This is a genomic window from Pseudofrankia asymbiotica, from assembly GCF_001983105.1.
Lineage (GTDB): Bacteria > Actinomycetota > Actinomycetes > Frankiales > Frankiaceae > Pseudofrankia > Pseudofrankia asymbiotica.
Window position 1 is genome coordinate 44,908 of sequence record NZ_MOMC01000068.1, and the last position, 21,174, is coordinate 66,081.

18 protein-coding genes are annotated in these 21,174 nt (G+C 74.0%); 9 read left to right on the forward strand and 9 right to left on the reverse strand.

The genetic code is table 11. From position 1 onward, the window contains the following. Window positions 1-126: 126 nt before the first annotated feature. Entirely contained in the window at window positions 127-957 is an 831-nt protein-coding gene (locus tag BL253_RS29945; protein ID WP_076820666.1) for a DUF8083 family protein, read from the reverse strand. Window positions 958-1,092: 135 nt separating this feature from the next. On the opposite strand from BL253_RS29945, the gene BL253_RS29950 reads away from it, so the two are divergent. Together BL253_RS29950 and BL253_RS29955 are read left to right on the forward strand one after the other, a co-directional pair. Continuing rightward, on the forward strand, window positions 1,093-2,214 hold the full coding sequence (locus BL253_RS29950; protein ID WP_076820667.1) for a Glu/Leu/Phe/Val family dehydrogenase: 1,122 nt from the start codon (window positions 1,093-1,095) through the stop codon (window positions 2,212-2,214). 289 nt (window positions 2,215-2,503) lie between these two features. Further along, entirely contained in the window at window positions 2,504-2,719 is a 216-nt protein-coding gene (locus tag BL253_RS29955) for a DUF3073 domain-containing protein (protein WP_076820668.1), read from the forward strand. 389 nt (window positions 2,720-3,108) lie between these two features. On the opposite strand, the gene purM is transcribed toward BL253_RS29955, so the two are convergent. The 3 genes from purM to BL253_RS29970 form a co-directional block, all read right to left on the reverse strand. Then, window positions 3,109-4,299, reverse strand: a complete 1,191-nt coding sequence (gene purM / locus BL253_RS29960) for a phosphoribosylformylglycinamidine cyclo-ligase (RefSeq protein WP_081438830.1) — start codon at window positions 4,297-4,299, stop codon at window positions 3,109-3,111. Then, window positions 4,296-6,062, reverse strand: a complete 1,767-nt coding sequence (purF, locus tag BL253_RS29965) for an amidophosphoribosyltransferase (RefSeq protein ID WP_076820669.1) — start codon at window positions 6,060-6,062, stop codon at window positions 4,296-4,298. The genes purM and purF overlap by 4 nt, the downstream gene beginning before the upstream one ends. A 317-nt stretch (window positions 6,063-6,379) precedes the next feature. Then, window positions 6,380-7,225 (reverse strand): sterol carrier family protein, encoded by an 846-nt coding sequence (locus BL253_RS29970; RefSeq protein ID WP_076820670.1) that lies wholly within the window; start codon window positions 7,223-7,225, stop codon window positions 6,380-6,382. Window positions 7,226-7,362: 137 nt separating this feature from the next. Between BL253_RS29970 and BL253_RS29975 the strand changes: the two genes are divergently transcribed. Both BL253_RS29975 and BL253_RS29980 read left to right on the forward strand, forming a co-directional pair. Then, window positions 7,363-11,337 carry a sacsin N-terminal ATP-binding-like domain-containing protein gene (locus BL253_RS29975; RefSeq protein ID WP_076820671.1) on the forward strand — a complete coding sequence of 1,325 codons (3,975 nt, stop codon included), beginning with the start codon at window positions 7,363-7,365 and terminating at the stop codon, window positions 11,335-11,337. Window positions 11,338-11,531: 194 nt separating this feature from the next. Beyond that, window positions 11,532-12,917, forward strand: coding sequence for an NtaA/DmoA family FMN-dependent monooxygenase (locus tag BL253_RS29980; RefSeq protein ID WP_076820672.1), 1,386 nt, complete (start codon window positions 11,532-11,534; stop codon window positions 12,915-12,917). Here the strand turns inward: BL253_RS29980 and BL253_RS42535 are convergent, their stop codons facing one another. Beyond that, window positions 12,918-13,085 (reverse strand): hypothetical protein, encoded by a 168-nt coding sequence (locus BL253_RS42535; protein ID WP_158230450.1) that lies wholly within the window; start codon window positions 13,083-13,085, stop codon window positions 12,918-12,920. A 74-nt stretch (window positions 13,086-13,159) separates the two neighbouring features. Between BL253_RS42535 and BL253_RS44155 the strand changes: the two genes are divergently transcribed. Beyond that, window positions 13,160-14,038: a sulfotransferase gene (locus tag BL253_RS44155; RefSeq protein WP_420801733.1), complete on the forward strand. Its 879-nt coding sequence runs from the start codon at window positions 13,160-13,162 to the stop codon at window positions 14,036-14,038. Window positions 14,039-14,124: 86 nt separating this feature from the next. Then, complete coding sequence (locus BL253_RS44160; protein ID WP_096336119.1) at window positions 14,125-14,484, forward strand: DUF2530 domain-containing protein; 360 nt, start codon at window positions 14,125-14,127, stop codon at window positions 14,482-14,484. A gap of 71 nt (window positions 14,485-14,555) precedes the next feature. On the opposite strand, the gene BL253_RS29995 is transcribed toward BL253_RS44160, so the two are convergent. The 3 genes from BL253_RS29995 to thpR all read right to left on the reverse strand — a co-directional run bounded on the left by BL253_RS29995 (window position 14,556) and on the right by thpR (window position 17,028). Continuing rightward, on the reverse strand, window positions 14,556-15,167 hold the full coding sequence (locus tag BL253_RS29995) for a flavin reductase family protein (protein ID WP_420801734.1): 612 nt from the start codon (window positions 15,165-15,167) through the stop codon (window positions 14,556-14,558). 128 nt (window positions 15,168-15,295) lie between these two features. Next, entirely contained in the window at window positions 15,296-15,889 is a 594-nt protein-coding gene (locus tag BL253_RS30000; RefSeq protein ID WP_076820674.1) for a winged helix-turn-helix domain-containing protein, read from the reverse strand. Window positions 15,890-16,317: 428 nt separating this feature from the next. Further along, the gene (thpR, locus tag BL253_RS30005) at window positions 16,318-17,028 is read right to left on the reverse strand and encodes an RNA 2',3'-cyclic phosphodiesterase (protein WP_081438835.1); all 711 of its coding nucleotides are present in this window, start codon (window positions 17,026-17,028) and stop codon (window positions 16,318-16,320) included. 127 nt (window positions 17,029-17,155) lie between these two features. Between thpR and BL253_RS30010 the strand changes: the two genes are divergently transcribed. Continuing rightward, window positions 17,156-18,175, forward strand: a complete 1,020-nt coding sequence (locus tag BL253_RS30010) for a Gfo/Idh/MocA family oxidoreductase (protein ID WP_076820675.1) — start codon at window positions 17,156-17,158, stop codon at window positions 18,173-18,175. A gap of 61 nt (window positions 18,176-18,236) precedes the next feature. On the opposite strand, the gene BL253_RS30015 is transcribed toward BL253_RS30010, so the two are convergent. Further along, the gene (locus tag BL253_RS30015) at window positions 18,237-18,662 is read right to left on the reverse strand and encodes a MarR family winged helix-turn-helix transcriptional regulator (protein WP_076820676.1); all 426 of its coding nucleotides are present in this window, start codon (window positions 18,660-18,662) and stop codon (window positions 18,237-18,239) included. Between the two features lie 329 nt (window positions 18,663-18,991). Between BL253_RS30015 and BL253_RS30020 the strand changes: the two genes are divergently transcribed. Together BL253_RS30020 and BL253_RS30025 are read left to right on the forward strand one after the other, a co-directional pair. Next, window positions 18,992-20,101 (forward strand): sensor histidine kinase, encoded by a 1,110-nt coding sequence (locus tag BL253_RS30020; RefSeq protein ID WP_076820677.1) that lies wholly within the window; start codon window positions 18,992-18,994, stop codon window positions 20,099-20,101. Between the two features lie 236 nt (window positions 20,102-20,337). Further along, the gene (locus BL253_RS30025; protein ID WP_076820678.1) at window positions 20,338-21,027 is read left to right on the forward strand and encodes a response regulator transcription factor; all 690 of its coding nucleotides are present in this window, start codon (window positions 20,338-20,340) and stop codon (window positions 21,025-21,027) included. Window positions 21,028-21,174 lie beyond the last annotated feature (147 nt).

Below are 21,174 nucleotides of genomic sequence, written 5' to 3' on the forward strand. Positions count from 1 at the left end.
TCGCTCCGTCCCATACAGATCGTGCATCCTTCGGGGGCATTTCGGACATGGCACGTCGGGACCATCTGCTGACTAGTCACAGCTCGTCCGAAGCGAGCAGCGACTCAGCGTTAGCAACGGYGTCGATCAGCTCGCGGATTCCCTTGTCTGCAAGGGCCGCCACCTGACCAGCACGCGCTCGTACGCCTCTACCGCCCGGTCCGTTCGCCCTTGGCGTAACGCCCGGACCGCCTCAGTGAGGTCTTCGACCGAATTGTCACCGCGCAGCACCTCGTCATCGAGCAACTCGACCAGACCGTCGTAGTCCAGCTCGACCCTGCTGCGCGGGTGGAAGGTCTCCAGCCATCGAGCCAGTTCCGTCACGCCCTCGACCGCGGAAGCGTCCGGCATGGTCTCGCGCATGGCCGCCAGCGTCTCGAGCGCCTCGGCCATCCGCCGCCGGGCGAGCCCGATCTCGGTCCGGTAGACCATGGAGCGCTCGGCCGTGTCGCCGGTGACCAGCATCCGCTCGGCCGAGTCGAAGAGCAGAAACCAGGACGTGGGCACCGACCACGTCGAGGTCTGGATATGGACCTTCAGCTCCGGCCGGCGCGCACGCCAGCGGTCCAGCTCGGTCTCCGCCGGGTCGACGATCCGGCGCGGCAGGAAGACATCGGCGATCCGCTCGGGCATCCCTCCGCGGAACTCCATCGCCGCCTGCCACACCCGCAGCTGCGTCGACCACGGGCAGACGAACATCAGACCGTCGACCATCTGCACGAACGCGGACTCGCCGGCGACGTCCAACGTCGGGCGCACGGTCGCGACCAGGGCGACCATGCGCTCCCTGCGGGCACCCGCGCGACGTGACGGCGGAGCCGTGGCCGCGTACCGCTGCCAGCGCACCCGCTCGGCCGGCGAGAAAGCGGCTAGCGGCTCATAGACCCGCAGGTATGCCGCTGGAGAGACGACAGGCACCGTTCCAACCCCCCTCCCGGCCGATCCGCCGAGGCGAGGCTATCCCGTCAGACGAGGGCGCGAAGGCGGCGAGGGGTAGGGCGGTCGGTCCCGCGTCACGGCGCCGACAGTTACGGCGCGCCGTAGGGTTCGGCCATGACACAGGTGTCTGCGTCCGGGTCGAATCTGATCAAGGCGACGGCGGTCATCTCCTCGGTCTTCGACGCCGGCGCCGAGCACGAACAGGTGGTCTTCTGCTCCGACCCCACCTCCGGGCTGCGCGCCATCATCGCCATCTACTCGACCGCGCTGGGCCCCGCGCTCGGCGGCACCAGGTTCCACACCTATCCGGACGAGTCCGCGGCGCTCGCCGACGCCCTGGCGCTGTCCAGGGCGATGGCGTACAAGGCCGCCTGTGCCGGCCTCGACCTCGGCGGCGGCAAGGCCGTCATCATCGGCGACCCTGCCACGGACTCCTCCGAGGCCCTGCTGCGCGCCTACGGACGGTTCGTCGCCTCGCTCGGCGGCCGGTACATCACCGCCTGCGATGTCGGCACCTATCCAACCGACATGGACATCGTCGCCCGTGAGGCCCGGTGGGTCGTCGGCCGCTCGCCGACGCATGGCGGGTCCGGGGACTCCGGAGTGATGACGGCCTACGGCGTCTTCGAGGGGATGCGGGCCTGTGCCACGCGTCTGTGGGGCAGCCCCAGCCTCGAGGGCCGGACAGTCGCGGTCAGCGGAGTCGGCAAGGTAGGCGCCCGGCTCGTCGGGCATCTGCTGGAGGACGGGGCGAAGGTGCTCGCGGCCGACGTCAACCCGGCAGCGCTGGCGCACCTGCACGAAGCGCATCCCGAGGTCGAGATCGTGGCCGATCCGGACGAGTTGATCGGCGCACCAGCCGACATCTACTCGCCGTGCGCGCTCGGCGGCGCGCTCACCGAGGCGGCCGTCGGGCGGCTGCGCGCCCGGGTGATCTGCGGCGGGGCCAACAACCAGCTGGCCCACCCTGGCATCGACAAGCTGCTCGCCGAGGCCGGCATCCTCTATGCGCCGGACTTCGTCGTGAACGCCGGCGGCCTGATCCAGGTCGCCGACGAGATCGAGGGCTACCGGGCCGAGCGGGCCAGGGTGGCCGCATCCCGGATCTTCACGACGACTCACGACGTCTTCGAGCTGGCTGACGCAGAGGGACAGACCCCGGGCGCCGCCGCCGTGACCCTCGCCGAGCGCCGGATCGCGGGGATTGGCCGCCTACGACGCATCCTGCTTCCCTAGCCGCGCCGCCGATCGCCGCGACCGCCCGTCCGACGTCCGTCGGCCACGTACGACCGACCGTTCCGACGCCACGCGGGTCACGCCGTTGGGTCGGAAACCAGGCAGGTCGGGCGCGGAGCGTCCGGCAGGCGAGGCCCGAACGGCGCGCTCAGCGACCCTTCGAGCGACCGCCACAGTCAACTGTCGGGTTGGCGTGCCGACCGGCCCGCGATCCCTGTAGTCTCGGTAAGCACGAGACAGTTAGAGCACCGGGGCGGGTCCCCGTCGTCATGTTCGAGGGGGTCGAGCCATGGGGCGCGGCCGAGCGAAGGCCAAGCAGACGAAAGTCGCCCGCGAGCTCAAGTACAACTCRCCGTCGATGGATCTGGATCGGCTCAAGGCGGATCTGGGCGTCTCTGGATCGACCACTCGGGACACCACCACCGAGGACGACGATCCGTACACGGATGACGAGGACGACTACAGCGCGTACCTCGACGAGGACGAAGACGACCGAGACCGCTGAGTCTCTGTCTCTGGTTCGCTCCGTCCGGCCGGCGCGCTCCGGCCCCTTACTCGCTTCGCTCCCAGACGGGATCGTTAGGCGGGATCCGAGGTCGTAGTCGGCCCGGGCCGGGCGGGAAGGTTGTTGCCGGTTCGCTCCGTCCGGGCGGCGCGCTCCGGCCCCTTACTCGCTTCGCTCCCAAGGGACCTCCGCACGCCGTCCTCCTACGCTCACGGRCACTCCGGCGACCTCGCTGCGGCCCGACCCCGATCGCTTCGCTCCATGGCCAGGCCTCCGCGAGGCGCGCCTCCGCGCCCAGCACGGTCACCCGCCGCTGGAACGTTCCGGAACCCGGCATGAGCCTGGTGCCGTAGCGATCAGGCGCGCTGGACGGCGCGAGGCAGGCCTACCTACGCCGGGTGGGTTCCGATGAGACGTGCTGTCAGGCGGTCCCCGGCGACGCCGGTCTCGGCCGGCTCGGGGTCGTCAGCGGCCGTGACGTGGCCGGCGAGCCACGCGGGGAGGCCTCGGGCCGCGAGGGCCGCGAGGGCGTCGTCGACCGCGGCCGGAGCGACGACAGCGATCATGCCGATGCCCTGGTTGAAGGTGCGTTCCATCTCCTCGCCCGCCACCGGACCGCGCTCCGCGAGCAGCGCGAAGATCGGCGGGGGTGTCCAGGTGGCACGGTCGAGCGTGGCCATGAGGCCTGCCGGGATCACCCGGGCGAGGTTCGAGGCCAGCCCGCCGCCGGTGATGTGCGCGAACGCATGGACCTCGGTCTGGGCGGCGAGCGCCAGGCAGTCCTTCGCGTAGATCCGGGTCGGGGTGAGCAGGGCGGCGCCGAGGGTGGTGCCGAGCGTTGACTCCTCACGCCGCAGCGCCGCCAGGCCGTCCGGGCCGATCCCGCCGGGAAAGCCCGCCTCAGCCTGGCCGAACAGCAGGTGACGCACCAACGAGAACCCGTTCGAATGCACCCCGGACGACGCCATCGCGATCAGCGCGTCCCCTGGCCGGACCCGCTCGGGCCCGAGAACCTCGTCCGCCTCGACGACGCCGATGCCGGTCGCGGCCAGGTCGTAGTCGTCCGCGCCCATCAGGCCAGGGTGTTCCGCGGTCTCCCCGCCGACGAGCGCGCAACCCGCCTGCTCGCAGCCGGTCGCGACACCGGAGACCAGCAGCGCCACCCGACGGGGATCGAGCGAGCCGCAGGCTATGTAGTCGAGCAGGAACAGCGGTTCGGCGCCGCAGACCACCAGGTCGTCGACCACCATCGCGACCAGGTCGATGCCGACCGTGTCGTGGACGTCCAGCGCCCGGGCGATGGCGATCTTGGTGCCCACGCCGTCGGTCGACGAGGCGAGCAGCGGCTTGCGGTAACGGCTGGTGTCGAGGGCGAACAGCCCGGCGAAACCGCCGAGCGAGCCGACCACCTCGGGCCGGCTGGCCCGCGCCACATGACCGCGCATCGCCTCGACGGCCCGCTCGCCGGCCGCGACGTCCACACCGGCGGCCTGGTACGAGACGCCGCCGGTGGCGCCGCCCGGACCGGTACCGCTGGACGAGGAGGGACGGCCGCCACCGGGGCTCACGGGGGCGGTCACGGCCGGACGCTCCCGGCGGGCGCGACACCGGCACCCGAACCACCCGTGCGCCCCGCCGGCATCGCCGGAGCCGCCGGCGACGCTGCCGCCGCCGATGCCGACGCGTCCAAGCGGGCCAGGTCCTCGATGGCCTCGAACGTGTCCATGCCGGCCAGCTCGTCGAGGTCGTCGGGTGACGGGTCAGCGCCGTTCATGCCGGCCACGACCTGCCGGCGGAACGCCTCGGCGAGCGCCTTGCTGGTGGCCGCGCCGCTGCCCATCGCCTCCAGCTGGTGCTTGCCGCCCAGCCGGTCGGAGTCGGACAGCGGCACCGGGTAGATGCCATCGAAGCACGCCCGGCACAGCTCGCCCGCCGGCTGCCGGGACGCGGCGACCAGGCCGTCCAGCGAGACGTAGGCGAGCGAGTCCGCGCCGAGCGACTCCCGCACCTGCTCCACCCCTGCACCGCTGGCGATCAGCTCGGCCCTGGTGGCGAAGTCGATGCCGTAGAAGCACGGCCAGCGCACCGGCGGCGACGAGATGCGGATGTGGACCTCGGCGGCCCCGGCCTCGCGCAGCATCCGCACCAGCGCGCGCTGGGTGTTGCCGCGCACGATCGAGTCGTCGACGACGACGAGCCGCCGGCCCTCGATCACCTCGCGCAGCGGGTTCAGCTTCAGCCGGATGCCCCGCTGGCGGATCGTCTGGGACGGCTGGATGAACGTCCGCCCGACGTAGGAGTTCTTGACCAGGCCCTCGCCGAACGGGATGCCGGACGCCTCCGCGTAGCCGACGGCGGCCGGCACACCGGACTGCGGCACCGGGATGACCAGGTCGGCGTCGACCGGTGCCTCGCGGGCGAGGGTCCGCCCGGTCTCGACCCGGGTGGCGTGCACCGAGCGGCCGGCGATCGTCGTGTCCGGGCGGGCCAGGTAGACGAACTCGAACAGGCAGCCGTGCCGGTCAGCCGGGGCGAAGCGCAGCGAGCGCGGCCCGTCCGCGTCGATGACGACCAGCTCGCCCGGCTCCACCTCACGCACGAACGTCGCGCCCACGATGTCGAGCGCGCAGGTCTCGCTGGCCACCACCCAGGCCTGTTCGTCGGCGCGGCTGTCGAGGCGGCCGAGCACGAGCGGATGGACGCCGTGGGTGTCACGGGCGGCGTACAGCGTCGAGGCGTCCGAGAAGACCAGCGAGAACGCGCCGCGCAGGAGGGGCAGGATGTCCAGCGCCGCGTCCACCAGCGTCGGGCCGGGATGGTTGGCCAGCAGCGCGGTGATCAGGTCGGAGTCGGTGGTGGCGTGCATGCCGGCGTCCCGGTCGTCACCGAGATTCTCGGCCAGCTCCATGATGTTGGTCAGGTTGCCGTTGTGCGCGAGCGCGACGCCGTCGCCCAGCCGGGCGGTGCGGTACGACGGCTGGGCGTTCTCCCAGGTGGACGAGCCGGTGGTCGAGTAGCGGGTGTGCCCGACGGCCATGTGCCCGGACAGGCTCGACAGCGTCCGCTCGTCGAACACCTGGGCGACCAGCCCCAGCTCCTTGAACACCAGGATCGCGCGGCCGTCGGCGACGGCCATGCCGGCCGCCTCCTGGCCGCGGTGCTGCAGGGCGTACAGGCCGTAATAGGTGAGGTTCGCGACATCCTCGCCGGGCGCCCAGATTCCGAACACGCCGCAGGCGTCCTGAGGCCCGGCGGCGTCGCGCAGCTCGAGGTCCCAGTTCTGGTCCTGACCGGCGGAACGGGGGTCATCCGAGCTGGAAGCGGCGGCCGTCCCCTTGGTCATGGCACCAGTTCTCCTCGCCTGTCACCGTCCGGGATCCGGGCTCGCCCCCGGGCTGACACAACGGGCCACCCTGCCAGGCCGCCCACGCGGGAGCCAACGGGCCAACCCGCCTTGACTGGGATCTTGACGAACCGTCCCGCCATGGACTCGCCGTCGACAGCCACCGTCACTCACGCTAACAGCAGCCGAGTTAGCGGGCATTTCGCTCGGGACGTACCCGTGAGCAGTACCACCAAGCTCCCACACGGGCCCGGCCGCCCAGCAGCCAGAAGGCCGTCACTCGCCGCCGCAAGAGTGAGATGAACTACAGAGACGAACTACAAGAGCGGGAGGTAGGGACGCAGGTCCGAACGCTCGCCGCTGGCCGTGACACGGCCGTCGGCCAGCGCCGCCGACCAGTCCAGCCGCCCGGCGGCCACCGCGACGAAGGCGACCGGGTCGGCCTCGACGACGTTCGGCGGGGTGCCACGGGTATGCCGGGGGCCCTCGACCACCTGCGCGGCGGCGAACGGCGGCACCCGGACCTCGACCGACCGGCCGGGCGCCCGAGCGGCGAGCAGATCGACGAGCGTGCGCGTCACGACACGCAGCGCTTCTCGATCCGGCGTGAGCCCGAGGTCCAGGCCGTGCACAACCCCCTCGACGCACCTGGTCACGACGAAGTCGCCCAGCCGGATCGGGCCGCCAGGCGACGTCACCACCCGGTCCCAGGCCGCCTGTCCGGAGGGCTGGTCAGCGGTCGCGGCCATGAGGGCGCCGCGCGACGCGGCCACCGCCGACCGCAGCAGGGAGCGCAGGTCATGCGGGGACATGCCCGCGGCGTCCGAGCGGGCGGTGTCCGCGATCGCCTCGGCACGGGCACCGACCCCGCCCAGATACTCGACGGCGTTCGCCACGCTGGCGTCGCTCGCGCGGGCCTCCCCTCGGCCAGCACCGGCGCCGGCCGCCGGGGTGGGTGACGTGTCGATGAGCGCGCGCGCCAGCGCCCCGCCGGATCGGGCGCAGTGCGCCACCAGGTCGGCTGTCGTCCAGCCGGGCAGCGCGCTGGAGGCGGCGAAACGCGCGTCATCCAACGCATCGACGCCGGCCACGATCAGATCCCACTGCCGGGTGAAGGCCTCCGTCAGCCGAGGATCGTCCGGCCGGCCGCCTGCTCGTCCCATACTCCGATTCTGACCCACTCCGTGCGGACGGCGCTCCGGTCCACTTACCTGGCTTGGATCGGTGACGTTCCAGCGGAACGCCCGGACGGAGCCGAACCAATGTCAGCCCTGCTCCGGGCAGTGGCGAAGATAGAGAAGTGGAAGCGACGCATCTGGACGCGGCCGACGAGTCGGCGGTTGGCTCCGCCGCGGCGGCTGGGCCGGCCGCCCAGCCGGCGAACCCCGGCGTTCCTCCCAGCTCGGCTCCGCCGGGTCGGGAGGCCGGTGACCCGTTCGGGACGGCGGCCGTCCGGGGGCGGGTGCTCGACGCCTGGGCGGCGTCGCCGGCCCGCTTCCGGGAGGACGCCAACGCCGAGGAGGACGCGGCGCTGGGCGCCTACCGCGACCGCCTCGTCGTCGAACTGCTGCAGAACGCGGTGGACGCGGCCGCGGTCGCCGGGGTCGCGGGCCGGGTGCTGATCCGGCTCACGGGCGACCACCTGGAGGTCGCGAACACCGGCGCGCCGCTGACCGCCGCCGGCGTGGAGGCGCTCAGCACGCTGCGCGCCTCGGCCAAACGGGACACTGGCGCCATCGGCCGGTTCGGCGCCGGGTTCGCCTCCGTGCTCGCGGTCAGCGACGAGCCGTCGATCGTCTCGCGGAACCCGGCCGCGGCCGGGAGTGGTGACGAGGCTCCGGGAGGCCCGGCGGAAGGCCCGTCCGAGGGGGTATCGCCGGCGTCCGCGCGCGGCGTGCGCTGGTCCAAGGATTGGACGGTCGCCGCCGTCCACCAGATCGGCGCCGCCGGGCTGCGCGCCGAGCTCGCCCGCCGCGACGGCGCGGCACCCATACTGCGGCTGCCGTTCGCCGCGGTGGACGAACGGCCGCCGCCGGATGGCTACGACACCGTCGTCCGGCTCCCGCTACGCGACGCCGAGGCCGCCGCGACCGCCCGCGAGCTGCTGGCCGCCTTCGACCCCACGCTCCTGCTGGTCCTGCCCGGCCTGGTCGAGGCCGTCCTCGACCTGGACGGCGACATCCAGACGCACACCTGCCACTGGGAGTACACCGCGGGCGACGAGTCGGTCGGCGAGGCGCCGGCGGCGATCGCCGACGCCCACCACGGCGACCCGGCCGACCCCGCGGACATGCCGCTGGACGCCGCGCTGGAGATCGCGCTGCTCGACGGGGAACGCTGGCGCGGCTGCGTGCGCCGGGGCACGATCCCGCCGGCGCTGCTCGCGGACAGGCCCGTCGAGGAGCGGGCGAGGACCGGCTACGCGGCTCGCGCGATGGTGCGCGACCGCGGCTGGCCGGCGGCCGTCCCGAAGGTGGTCCGCGCGCCGCAGCCGACCGACGAGCCCCTGTCGCTGCCGGTACTGGCCAGTGTCGAGCTGCCGCTGGAGCCCTCCCGCCGGCACACGGTCGCGGGGCCCCTGCGCGACTGGCTGACCGACCGCCTCGCCGAGGCGGTCGTCGCCCTCGCCGTCCACCTGGGAGGCGCCGACGCCGACGCGGCGCCCGACGGCACGCCCGCGCCGGGCGGCGGCGGCGAAGGCCGCGGCGAGGACCTGTTCGCCATGTTCGCGGCGTCGAGCCCGACCACTGACGACAGGCACGGTCCCGCGCCGATCAGCGCCGACCCAGAGGTTCCTGCTCGATCGACGGCAGGGTCCCTGCCGGACGGGCGAAGCCCATCTGGGAAATCGGCGATCGAGCAGGTCGTGATCCCGCCGGACCCGCTGGCGGCGCTGGAGCTGGTGCCGTCCGGGCTGCCCGCCGGTCCCGTGGACGGCCGGCTGCGCGACGCCGTGGCCCGGATGCTGCCCGAGGTCGGAATGATGCCAGGCGGCCGACTCGGCCGGGAATGCGTCGTCTGCGACCTCGGCCCGGCCACCGACGCCGTGACCGCCCTGCTCTCCCCCGCCACCGGCGGGGCCGACGTGTCCGACCGTGGCGTCGCCTCCAGCGAGGACCTGGCCGACTCGGAGTTCGACGCCGGCGCCGTCCTCGAAGCCGAGGGTTCCGGGGCAGGCGCCGAGGATCCCCGGGAGAACCCCGTCTCGGGGCTGCTCCCGGCGCGCTACGCCGCCCGGCACTGGCGGCGCGCACTGGACGCGCTCGGCGTGCGCCGGCTCGACAGCGCCGGCCTGGTCGACGTGCTCGCGGGCCTGCGCAGGCCCCCGGCCTGGTGGTCGTCGCTGTACGCCGCTCTGATCACGGCGCCGGACCGGGACGCCCTCGGCGCCCTGCCGGTGCCGGTCGCGACAGTCGCCAACGGCGACAGCGACGACGATCCCGACGGCGCGGCGGCCGGCGCGGACGAGCGGCCGGCCCTGCGGGTGCGGATGGTCACCGGGCCGCGCGGGGTGCTGCTGCCCACCGAGGGGCTGGACGTGCTGGCGCTCGCCGCCTCCGGCCTGCCGCTGCGGGTCGTGCATCCGGACGCCTGCCTCGGCACGGCCAGGGACGCGCTGCGCACCCTCGGGGCGGTGGAGGGCACGCCGGCCGGCGTACTGCGCGACCCGGCGGTGCACGAGGCGGTCGTCGACTCCGACCCCGACGACGACCCGGAGGAGCTGCTGGCGCTGGCCGCGGCCGTGCTGGCGCTGGTCCGCGACGCGGACCTGACCCCGGCGGAGACGGCCGCCGGGCTCGACTGGCTCGGTGAGCTGCTCCTGCCGGACACCGAGGGAGAGTTCGTCCCGTCCGCCGAACTGCTGATCGCGAACGGTCCGCTGGACCGCCTGGTCGCGGGTGACACGCCTTTCGGCATCCTGGCTCCGGAGATCGCCGACGCCTGGTCGACGGGCGTGCTGGAGGCCGTCGGCGTGCTGCGCACGTTCGGCGTCCTCTACGCGAGCGACGTGACGCTCGACCCGGACGAGCCCGTGCTGCTCGACCTCGACGACAGCGACACCTGGGTCGAGGAGGCTGTCGAGTCGCCGGCGCTCGCGCCGGCGCGGGCCGCGGCGGCCCGCGCGGGCGGCCGCGGCGTTCCGGTGGTGCTCTCCAGCTTCGCCGCGGTGCGCGACCTGGAGCTGGTGGATCCGGCCGCCTGGCCGGAGGCGCTCGCCGAGCTCGCCCAGCCGCCGCTGCGCGGCGTCGTGCTCGACGACGAGCCGTCATACACCCGTTGGTGGCTCGCCCGGCACGCGCTGCTGCCGGTCGCGAGCCCGCGGGACATCGACGCGGCGGCCGACGCCGGCAGCGGCAGCGGCGCTGGCGAGGACGACTACGACGACCGGCACCGGTATGCCCGGGAGGGCTTCGGCTTTGACGGCGGCCGCGGCGGCACGGTCCGGCTGCCACCGGCGGAGCTGCGGTTGCCCGGCGCCGATCCGCTGCTCGCGGGGCTGTTCGCCCCGGCGGCCCCGCTGCCCGGAGTGGACGCCGAGCTGCTGCGCGCGCTCGGCTGCCGCCTGACCCTGAGCGACGTCCTCGGCGACGTCGCCGGTGTGCTCGACCTGCTCGACCGGCTCGGCGACGTCGACCGGGACGTTCCGTGGCCGTCCGCGAGGGCGCTCTACGTCGCCGCGGTGACCGCCGTGACCCGGCTCGCCGCCGGCCCGGACGGGGAGCCGGGCGGTGGGCTCGCCGACGGCCGGCTGGACCCGCCGCTGACGGTACGCACCCCGCGGGGCGTCGTCCCCGCCCGCGACGCCGTCGTCCTGGACGCCCCGGACCTGCTCACGCTGCTCGGTGACGCTGAACCGCTGCGGGTGCCACTCGACCGGGCGGCCGAGATCGGCCGCGTGCTCGGGGTGCCGCTCGCGTCGGCGTCCGCGGACTGCCCGGTGCTCGATGGCCCCTACAACACGGCCGAGCGGCAGGCCCCGGACGGCACGCCATACGTCGAGCACGCCCGGCTGGTGGTCGCCGACCTCGCCGGTCGACCGACGCACACGCCCTGGCGGGTGGTCGGCGGCATCGGCGGCGAGATCCATGTCGACGCCGAGGCCGGCACCGACGCGCTCGCCCGCGCGCTCGCCTGGCGGGCCGGCACCTGGCACCGCCGGCACGCCCTGGCGGCCGCCCTGCGCGACCCCGACGGCACGGCCTTCCGCGACGCCGAGGACGACCTCGACGACGAGGCGATCGCCCCTCTGTGGAGCGCCCCGCCCAGTTCGTGACGGAGCCCGCCCTCGACGTGGATGCTCCGACCTGGCCACGGAACGCACCCGGCGCGGCGCCGTTCCGGCGGAATCCGCGACGGAGCGGCCCGACTGGGCGATCCTGACTGTCAGGCGCGCGGCGTTCCGTGGACTAAATACCCCTCATTCCGATCGTTGACGTCGAGAAGGCAAGTCACCGAGAGAGGCCCACGATGAGCAAGCCGATCAAGCAGGTCCACCTGGCGGCCCACTTTCCCGGCGTGAACAACACCACCGTGTGGAGTGACCCGGCTGCCGGCAGCCACATCGATTTCGCCTCGTTCCGCCACTTCGCGCAGACCGCCGAGCGCGGCAAGTTCGACTTCTTCTTCCTGGCCGAGGGGCTGCGGCTGCGCGAGCAGAACGGGCTGATCTACGACCTTGACGTCGTCGGCCGGCCGGACACGTTCACCGTGCTGGCCGCGCTCGCCGCCGTCACCGAGCGCATCGGCCTGACCGGCACGATCAACTCGACCTTCAACGAGCCCTACGAGGTCGCCCGGCAGTTCGCCAGCCTGGATCACCTCTCCGGCGGCCGCACGGCCTGGAACGTCGTCACCTCCTGGGACGCGTTCACCGGCGAGAACTTCCGCCGGGGCGGCTACCTACCGCAGGAGGAGCGCTACGCCCGGGCGAAGGCGTTCCTGACGACGGCGCTCGAGCTGTTCGACTCCTGGACGGGCGACGAGATCGTCGCCGACCGGGAGGCGGGGCGGTTCCTGAGCCGGCCGCTGCCAGGCGCGTTCCGCCACGAGGACGCGTACTTCGACATCTCCGGCCACTTCAACGTGCCGCGCGGACCGCAGGGACGCCCGGTCATCTTCCAGGCCGGTGACTCCGAGGAGGGTCGCGAGTTCGCCGCCGCCAGCGCCGACGCGATCTTCACCGGTCACGCCACCCTCGAGGCGGGGCAGGCGTTCTACGCCGACGTGAAGGGACGCCTCGCCCGCTATGGACGCGCGCGCGACTCGCTGCTGGTGCTGCCCGCGGCGACCTTCGTGCTGGGCGACACCGACGCCGAGGCGGCCGAGCTGGCCCACGAGGTCCGGCTCAGCCAGGTCAGCGGTCAGACGGCCATCAAGTTCCTCGAGCAGCTGTGGAACCGCGACCTGTCCAGCCACGACCCGGACGGCCCCCTGCCCACGGCCGACCCCGTCGTCGGCGAGAACACCGTCGCGCGCGGCCGGGCGAGCGTGCGGATGTTCCGCGACCCGGTCGCCATCGCCAACCAGTGGCGGGCGCTCGCGGAGGCCAAGAACCTCACCAGCCGTGAGCTGATCATCGAGGTGACCGGCCGGCAGACGTTCGTCGGCTCACCGGCGACCGTGGCGAGGGCGATCAACGACCTGGTCCAGGCGGACGCGTCCGACGGTTTCATCCTCGTCCCGCATGTCACCCCGGGCGGGCTGGACCCGCTCGTGGACACGGTCGTGCCGCTGCTGCAGGAGCGAGGCGTCTACCGGACCGACTATGAGGGCACGACCCTGCGCGACCACCTCGGCCTCCCACCGCTCGACGCGCCCGCGCCGGCCTCCGCGCCCGACCGGGCGGTGGTGTAGTCACGGGTCGCGGTACAGGTCGCGGTATAGCCGGTCCCCGATCCCGATCCCGATCTCGACCGGCCCGACCGGCCCGACCGGCCCGACCGGCCCGACCGGTGCGCGGGCGCCGCGCGACACCGCGCCGCCATCGCCGGCGAGCGCGGCGATCCGGGCCTTCGACGCCATTGTCTATCTTTCTGGTGGAGAATAAGGGGCGCCATCGGCGGGGCTACGATCATGTGTCAGGAACGGGCCGGGGGGTGAGAATGACGCGGCCGGACTTCGTCGTAGCCGCCCCGCCCGAGACGGGCGGAACGCGGCTCGTCGCCACGCTCGCTCGCCATCCGGGCCTGCTGCTGACCGCTCCGCGGCAGGCGACGGCGGCCGCGGCGCCCACGAACCAGCATTGGACGCCCGCCGGGCCGGTGGGACCACCCGCCGATGACATGTGGGAGATCGGCGGGGCCGCCGGCGTCGAGGACGGGCCGGCGGTACCCGCGGGGAGCCGCCACGGCGTCGTGGCGCCGTACCTGCTCGCGGATTTCACGGCGCAGCGGCGGCTGCACGAGTGCATGGCCTATCCTCGGCTGCTGGTCGCGCTGCGCGACCCGATCGACCGGGCATACGCCGCCTGGCGGCGCGCGCGGGCCGCTGGGGCCGAGCCGCTGGCCGACTTCGTCGCGGCGCTGCTCGCTGAGCCGGAACGCGCCAGGGCCGGCTACGGCTGGGCATGGCGCTACGCGGAGCTGGGCCGCTACGGCTGCCAACTGCGAAAGCTGTACACCCTGTACAGCCCCGGCCAGGTGCTGCTCGTGCATTATCCGGACCTGGTCGCCGGGCCGGCCGCCGTCTTCGACCGGGCCTGCGGCTTCCTCGGCGTCCGCAAGGGCGCGGCCGGCGATCCGCGTCCCGAGCTCGCCACCGGAACCGGCGCGGGAGTGGGAGCCGGAGCGGGAGCCGGGCCGGCCGTCGAGCCTGGCCAGTCGGACGACCGCCCGCCGCCCGAGCTACGCGCGCGGGCCCTGGAGCTGTTCCAGGAGGACATACACCTGCTGGAGTCGGTGACCCACCGTTCCTTCGGCGCCTGGCTCACACCGTCCGGCGGGCCGGCCCCCGTCGCACGCGCCGCGGACACCTGACCTCGCGCCTGCCCGCGCGGCCAGTACCTGGAGCCCGCGCGCCACCAGGGCGGCCGCCGGCCGCGCCGCCGGGTAACGTCGCCGACGTGGAGGCGCATGCTACGACGAGCCAGGGTGCCGGCGCGGCGGGTCGGGAGCCGGATGGCCCGTCGGAGGCGCCCTCGCGGCCGGAGGGCCTCGAGCCCCGGCCGGACGACGGCGCTGGCGGGCTCGCTCCCCTGCCCTACGACGGGGTCGGCTCGGTCGCCGTCGGCACGGTGGCCTGGCTGGTCGCTCTGGTCATCATGCTGCCCTTCACCGACGACCTACGGGCCGACGGACACCTGTGGTGGCTCGCCACGGCGGCCTGCGGCCTCGGCCTCGGCCTGCTCGGGCTGGTCATCGTCATCCGCCGCCGCAACCGCCTCCGCCGCGCCGGCCAGGCCACGCCGCACTCCGAGGCCTGACCACATCCGGCGCCGGACCGCGCGCCGGCGCCTGGCCGCCCGACCGCTTCGCGGGCCGTCCGAGCCGCCAGCTAGCCCTCGGGGGCCGGCTCCGGTCCTGGCGTCGCGTCCGGCGCGGGCATGTCGGAGATCGTGCCGTAGCGGCCGTCGTGGTACAGAAGCGGCTCGTCCGCCCGGTCGAGCTGGCTGTCCACCACCTCGGCGACGACGAGATAGCTCTCGCCGGCGGCGATCCGATGCTCGATCCTCGCCCGCAGCCAGACGGCGACATCGGACAGCACCGGCTCACCGGTCGGCAGGACGCGCCAGCGGACCGGCGGCGCGAACCGGTCGACGCCGCTCGTCGCGAACCGCCGGGCGATCTCCTCGTGATCGGATGAGAGCAGGTGCACCACCAGCGTCTCGGCGGTCAGCATCGCGGGCGCGGACGACGACGTGCTCGACAGCGACAACGACAGCAGTGGCGGCGTGGCCGACAGCGACGCGACCGACGTCGCGGTGAACCCGACCGGGCCGGCCGGGCCGGTCAGGGTGACGACCGCGACGCCGGCGGCGTGCCGGCGGAAGACCCGCCGAAGCGTCTCCGGATCGATGGTGGGCGCGGCGGTCGGCTCACGGCGGGCCAGCACCACCGGCCGTGGTTCCCGTACCGCGCCAGCCACGAACTCGGTCGACGGTTTCACACCTCTACCCAACAGTTCCGAGAGTCGCCACGCAGCCAGAACCCGGGGTGATTTGGACCAGGATCACGCCGCCGTGGCCGACGCGGCCGACGCGGCGTCGCCAGCGCCGGCCGGCCCAGCCCGCGCCGTCAGCCGAGCAGGTCGGCCGTGGCGGGACGGTAGCGATAGCCGACGCGGCGGACGGTCTCGATCCGGATCCGGTGCTCGGGCCCCAGCTTGCGGCGCAGCCGGGTCACCAGCACGTCGACGGTGCGGCCGGCCTGACCGGGGTCGTCCTCGACGTGGTGTCCCCAGACGTGGCGCAGCAGCGCCGCCCTGGAGTACACGCGGCCGGGGTGGCGGACCAGGAAGTCGAGCACCTCGAACTCGAGGTAGGTCAGGTCGAGCAGCTCGCCGTCGAGCCAGGCGGCCCAGGCGGACCGGTCGACCAGCAGCCCACGGTGCCCGCGCGGCGCCCCGGCCGGCCCGGACGAGACGCCGCTGGCTCCCGGCGCGACCGCTCCCGCCCCGGCCAGTGCCCGCAGGGCCGCGGAGCCGCGGTTCAGCTGGTGAAGATCAAAACGCTCGGCGGCGCTGGCCGGCACACCGGCACGGGCGCGCGCCCCCGAACCGGTGGAGTCGACCGGCGGCCCCGCCGGGCGCCGGACCGTATGGATGGACGCGAGCGCGGGCACGCGCGGCGAGGTCTGTGGGGCGGGAGCGGCGGCGGGCTGCGGCGACATGCGGATCTCCTCAGGCGGATGCGGCGCGGGACGAGCGGCGGCGTGGCAGGTTCCGCCGACGGGTTCTGCTCGAAAGTGGGGGGCGCGCCGGCCGGGGATTGCCGCCTCGTGCCCGCCCCCGGCCGTTGTCGACGGCCGTGGCAGAGGGGGCGGTTCGCGGCCGGGTCTGGCGGCGTGAGGCGGTTCAGCCGCGACGCCGGAAACCGGCGAGGCGGGTGAACGAAGAGTGGCTGGCGGCTAGGGCGGCGGGGTCTTCAGCGGACCGGACAGGCCGCGGAGGCGACCCGGAGCAGGTCGATGTAGCCCCGGGTGACCAGATAGGCCGGCTTCAGCACGAAAGCAACGGAAACACACGTGTAGCGTGCTCGCCAACGCTTTCGCGGCGTGTCGTGATTCACTTTTCTACAACTTGACTGAACAAAGTGAGATCAAAGATCATCGGCATCGCCGGATCGGGCCCCCTCCAGAGGCCACGTCGACTCGACGGTGTAGTACGGATGCCGGCCCAGCACGCTCCTCATGAGATCGAACCGGTCGACCGTCCAGGCCAGGGCCGGCAGCTCGCCGAGTGCCGCCAGCACCGGTCGCAGGTCGGTGCCGCTCACCTCCCGCCCCCGCCCGGAGCCGGCGTGACCGGGGCCATCCTGCCGCCTTGATCGCCGATCGTCGCGCGCCCGCGCCAACGTCAGGTGCGCGCGCAGCGGCCGATCGTCGAGGCCGGCCACCCCGGCCTTCGCCGCCGCCCGCCGCGCCCCGGCGGCCAGGGGAGCCAGCTCGCCGGCCACGCCCGCCCACAGGACCCGATCCCCGAACCGGCCCACCCCCGCCAGCCGCACGTCGACCGGAGGGTGGCGACGCGCGACGCGGCCGAGCCGATCGGACAGGCCCTCGCGCAGCCCGTCATCGACCGTGCCGAGGAACGCCAGGGTCAGGTGGATCCGCTCCACGTCGACCCAGCGCAGTGCCGGTGCCACCGGCCGAGCCCGACCGACCGCCGCGACCAGAGCGTCGATCACCTCGGCCGGCGGTGTCGCGGCCACGAACAGCCTCGCCCCGGTCGGGTGCTCCCCGGAGACCGCGGTCGAAGGCCGCGCTCCCGTGGCGAGGCCTCGCCCGGACGCGGGCGGTTCGGCGGGCATCACGTCCCCCTTGCTCACGGACGGACCGGCGGCGGCGCGGGGCGCCTCGGCCAGCTCAGGATTCGCCGGCGTGACTCGGTCCGAGCGGGCTTCGCGCGGGCACCCGGCAGAGGCACTATCTCTAGCCATGACCACCGTGCCTGAGCTTGTCGGCCCGCGCGACCCCGTGGTCGCCCGTGCCTGGCGGGAGCGACGGCGCACGGCCAGGCGCCTGGCGGGCTCCGGGCGGACGCCGGTCGTCGCCGCGCTGGTCACCGACGGTTCGGAGCGCGCGACCGCGTCGGTGCTGCGGGAGGCCGGTCTGGACGTGGTCGGCCTGCTCGCGCCCGAGCCGTTGGAGTCGCTGGCCTGGGCGGCCGACGCCGAGGCGCCAAGGGCGTACAGCGACCTGGCCGCGCTGCTGTCGGACGAGATCGAGGCCGTGTGCATCGAGCTGGCGCCGCCGGGGTCGGATCTGATCGCCCGGCGAGCGGCCGAGGCGGGCCTGCACGTGTTGATGGTGCGGGCGGCGACGGGCGACCCGGCCGCGCTGCGCGCCGTGGCCGACGTGGCCGAGGACGCGGACCTCGCGCACGTCGTCGCCTTCGACGACCGGGCGTGGCCGGCGGCCCGCCACGTGCAGGCGTCCGTGCCCACGCTCGGCCGCCTCACCCAGATGACGGTCGTGGGAGCGCCGTCCGGGCCGCTGGGCCGGGCGGAGATCCTCGACCTCACCGGCCGCTGGTGCGGCGACGTGCTGGCCGTGTGTGCCGACCCGGAGGGCATGCCGGCGCGCCGGCTCACGGCGGCCGCCCCGGTCACCCTGGCGCTCCTGACCACCAGTGGCGCGACGGTCCTGGTACACGAGCGGATGGGCGGGAAGCTCGCCGAGGCGACGTTCACGCTGTGTGGCGAGCAGGGACGGATCGTCGTCGAGGGCCGCCGGGTCCGCCTGGCCGACCACACCGGGGTGCGCACCGTCTGGACGCCCGAGCCGGTCTCCGAGCGCCCCGGCCTGGTCGAGGCGGCCTACGAGCTGGTGCGCGCCGTCGAGCTGGGCGACCCCGCGATGGTCCGCGGCGCCACCGTGCACGACCTGCTCACGGTCACCAGGCTGCGGGAGGCCGCCCGCCGTTCCCGGGACGACGGCGGCTGGGTCGAGCTGTGACGGCCCCGCGCGTCCGTCCGCCCACGCTCCCACCAGGGCGGCGGCGAGGGCGCCAGCGGAGTCAGGAGCCGGCAAGATTCTCGAGGATGGGCGCGGCGCGGCGCAGTGCGGCGATGTCGTCGTCGGACAGATGGGTCAGGCGCTCGGCGAGCCACTCGTCGCGGCGGCGCCGTTCGGACTCGAGCAGGGCATGGCCAGCCGCGGTGATCTCGGCGATGACCTGCCGGCCGTCGGTGGGATGCGCGGACCGCACGGCCAGGCCGGCATCCGCGAGGTAGGTGATGACCCTGGTCATCGACGGCGGCTGCACCCGCTCGTGCGCGGCGATCTCGCCAAGCGTCATCGGGCCGTGGCGCTCAAGCGTCGCGAGCGCCGCGATCTGCGTCGGGGAGAGGCTGCTGGAACGCTCCTGGCGCATCCGCCGGGACAGCCGCATGACGGACAGGCGCAACGCCGACGCGAGTTCGGGCATCGCCACGGTCTCCATCGTCCGACGGTACTCGTTAGCGAAGCTCAGGATGTACCGGGGGCCATCCGCGGGACCGGCGGGAGGGGCCCACCGATCCAACTCCCGCCCCGGCAGCCTCGCCCAAGTCCACCTGTCGGGCGGCACAGGACCACCAACGGGCGGATCYGGGCCGCCAGTTAGGTGGTTGCCCCCATCCCGGTGCGGAGATTGTGACGGACCGTGCCAGGCTTATGACATGGCTTATCAGCATCGCGGGGTGTGCTGACATGGCGTGGTCGTTGGTCTCGCTGTCACGCGAGAGGCTCAGGCCCGCAAGCAGATACGCAAGCAGATTCGAATGTCGTGTCATGGCCCCGGTGGCCCTCGTGGTGGCGACGGCCTGTCTCATCACCACTCTGGTCAGGACGGCGGCGCAGGACCAGGTGTACCTGCCGATGGTCCTGGCCGTACTCGCGATCCCCGGGTCGTTCGCCGCCGCGGCGCTGCGTTGCCGGCTGGCACGGGAGCGAACCGCGCTGCTGCTCGCGTCGCTGCCGGTGCCGCCATCGCTGGCGGACGTCAGGAACGTGCTGCGGACGGCGCTGCGCGACCCGACGGGCGAGATCTACCTGTGGGTCGAGGACGACAAGCGCTACATCGGCGCGAACGGCGCGCCGGCCGAGCCCCCGGCACCCGCCAACGGCATCGTGCGGGTGCCGCTGCGTGACCGTGACGGCGGCCCGTTGGCCGTCGTCGTGCTGAAGGGCGCGCAGGGAGGTCCCTGGGACTCCGTCCACGTGACGGTGAGGGCGCTCGCGGTCGCGCTGGAGAACGTCCGCCTCAAGGCGACGGCCGACGCCCGCCTCGAAGAGGTCCTCGCCTCCTCCGCCCGGGCCAACGCGGCCGCCCACGAAGCCCGGCGCCAGCTCGAACGCGATCTCCACGACGGCGCCCAGCAACGGCTGCTCGCTCTGGGCACTCGTCTCGGCGTCGCCCGCCACACCGCCACCGAACCCGACACCCTCGCCGCCCTGGACGCCGCCCGCGGCGACCTCGCCGCCGCCCTCGCCGAGCTGCGCGCCCTGGCCCGCGGTCTCTACCCCGCTCTTCTCTCCGGCGGTGGCCTGGTCCCCGCGCTCGAGGCCGTCGCGGACTCCCTCCCCCTCGCGGTCACCGTCACCGCTCCCCACGAACGTCTTGCCCCCGCGGTCGAGGCGAGCGCCTACTACACGGTCTGCGAGGCCCTCACCAACGCCGTCAAGCACGCCCGGGCCACCGCCGCCACGGTCACCGTCACCCGCACCCCCCGAGCCGTCGTCCTCACGGTCACCGACAACGGCCAGGGTGGCGCGCGGACCACCCCCGACGGGGGCCTCGCCGGGCTCACCGACCGCCTCCGCACGCTGGGCGGTCGCCTGACCATCAACAGCCCGCCGGGCAGGGGCACGACGCTCACCGCGGCCATCCCGATCGCCTGAGCCTCACGCCGCACTCCGGAGATCCGCGGGAGCGGGCTTCCTCTTTTCCTCTTTCTCCTCCCTGTTCCTCTCCGGCGGGCCAGCTGGTGTCCGCCGGAGCGAGGTCCCTGAGCGACAGACCAACCACGGAAGGTGCCTTCAGTGCTGCCCCAAGGGTCGTCGCAGGCGCACTCGTTCGGCCACCAGCCGCTCCCTCCCGGACCGCCGGCCGGCCCGATGCCGAGCGCGGGGTTCTCATGCGGGTAGCCGTCGCCGATGACTCGGCCCTGTTCCGGGAGGGCCTGGTCCTCCTTCTGCGCCACACCGGCATCGAGGTGACGGTCGCGGCGGGGACCGCCGAGGAGCTGCTGGCCGCCGTCGACGCCGACCCCCCGGACGCGGTGATCCTCGATATCCGGATGCCGCCGACCTTCACCGATGAGGGCGTGCGGGCCGCCGAGAGACTGTGCGCGACCTACCCGAGGATCGGCGTGGTCGTGCTGTCGACATACGCCGAGACGCCACATGCCGTGCGGCTGCTCGGCGACGGCTCCGGTGGGGTGGGCTACCTGCTCAAGGACCGAGTCGACGACGTCGACACGCTGCTGGACGCTTTGCACCGGGTCGCGTCGGGCCGGCTGGTGGTGGACGAGGAGATCGTCGCCCCGCTGCTCGCGCACCGCCGCCGGGCGAGCGCGCTGGCCCGGCTGACGGACCGGGAGCGGACCGTACTGCGTCACATGGCCGAGGGACGGTCGAACCAGGGCATCGGCGCCGCGCTGCACCTGGCGCCGAAGACCGTGGAGAACCACGTCGCGAGCGTGCTGGCGAAGCTGAGCCTCCCGGTCGCGGCAGACGACAACCGCCGGGTGCTGGCCGCGCTGGCCTGGCTGCGCGCGCAGGCGGACGTCGACCCGGCCGCCGGCCCGCCCCTCGACCCTCGGTAGCGGTTCTCACGCCGGGGTCGCGACCATACGCCGGACTTCGTTCACCCGGCTTCGCTCACCGGACCGCTCACCGGACCCCGCCCGGCCAGCCTGTCCCGGTTGGCCCGTTCCCTACCGCTCGGCGCAATGGCGGATATCCCCGAATAA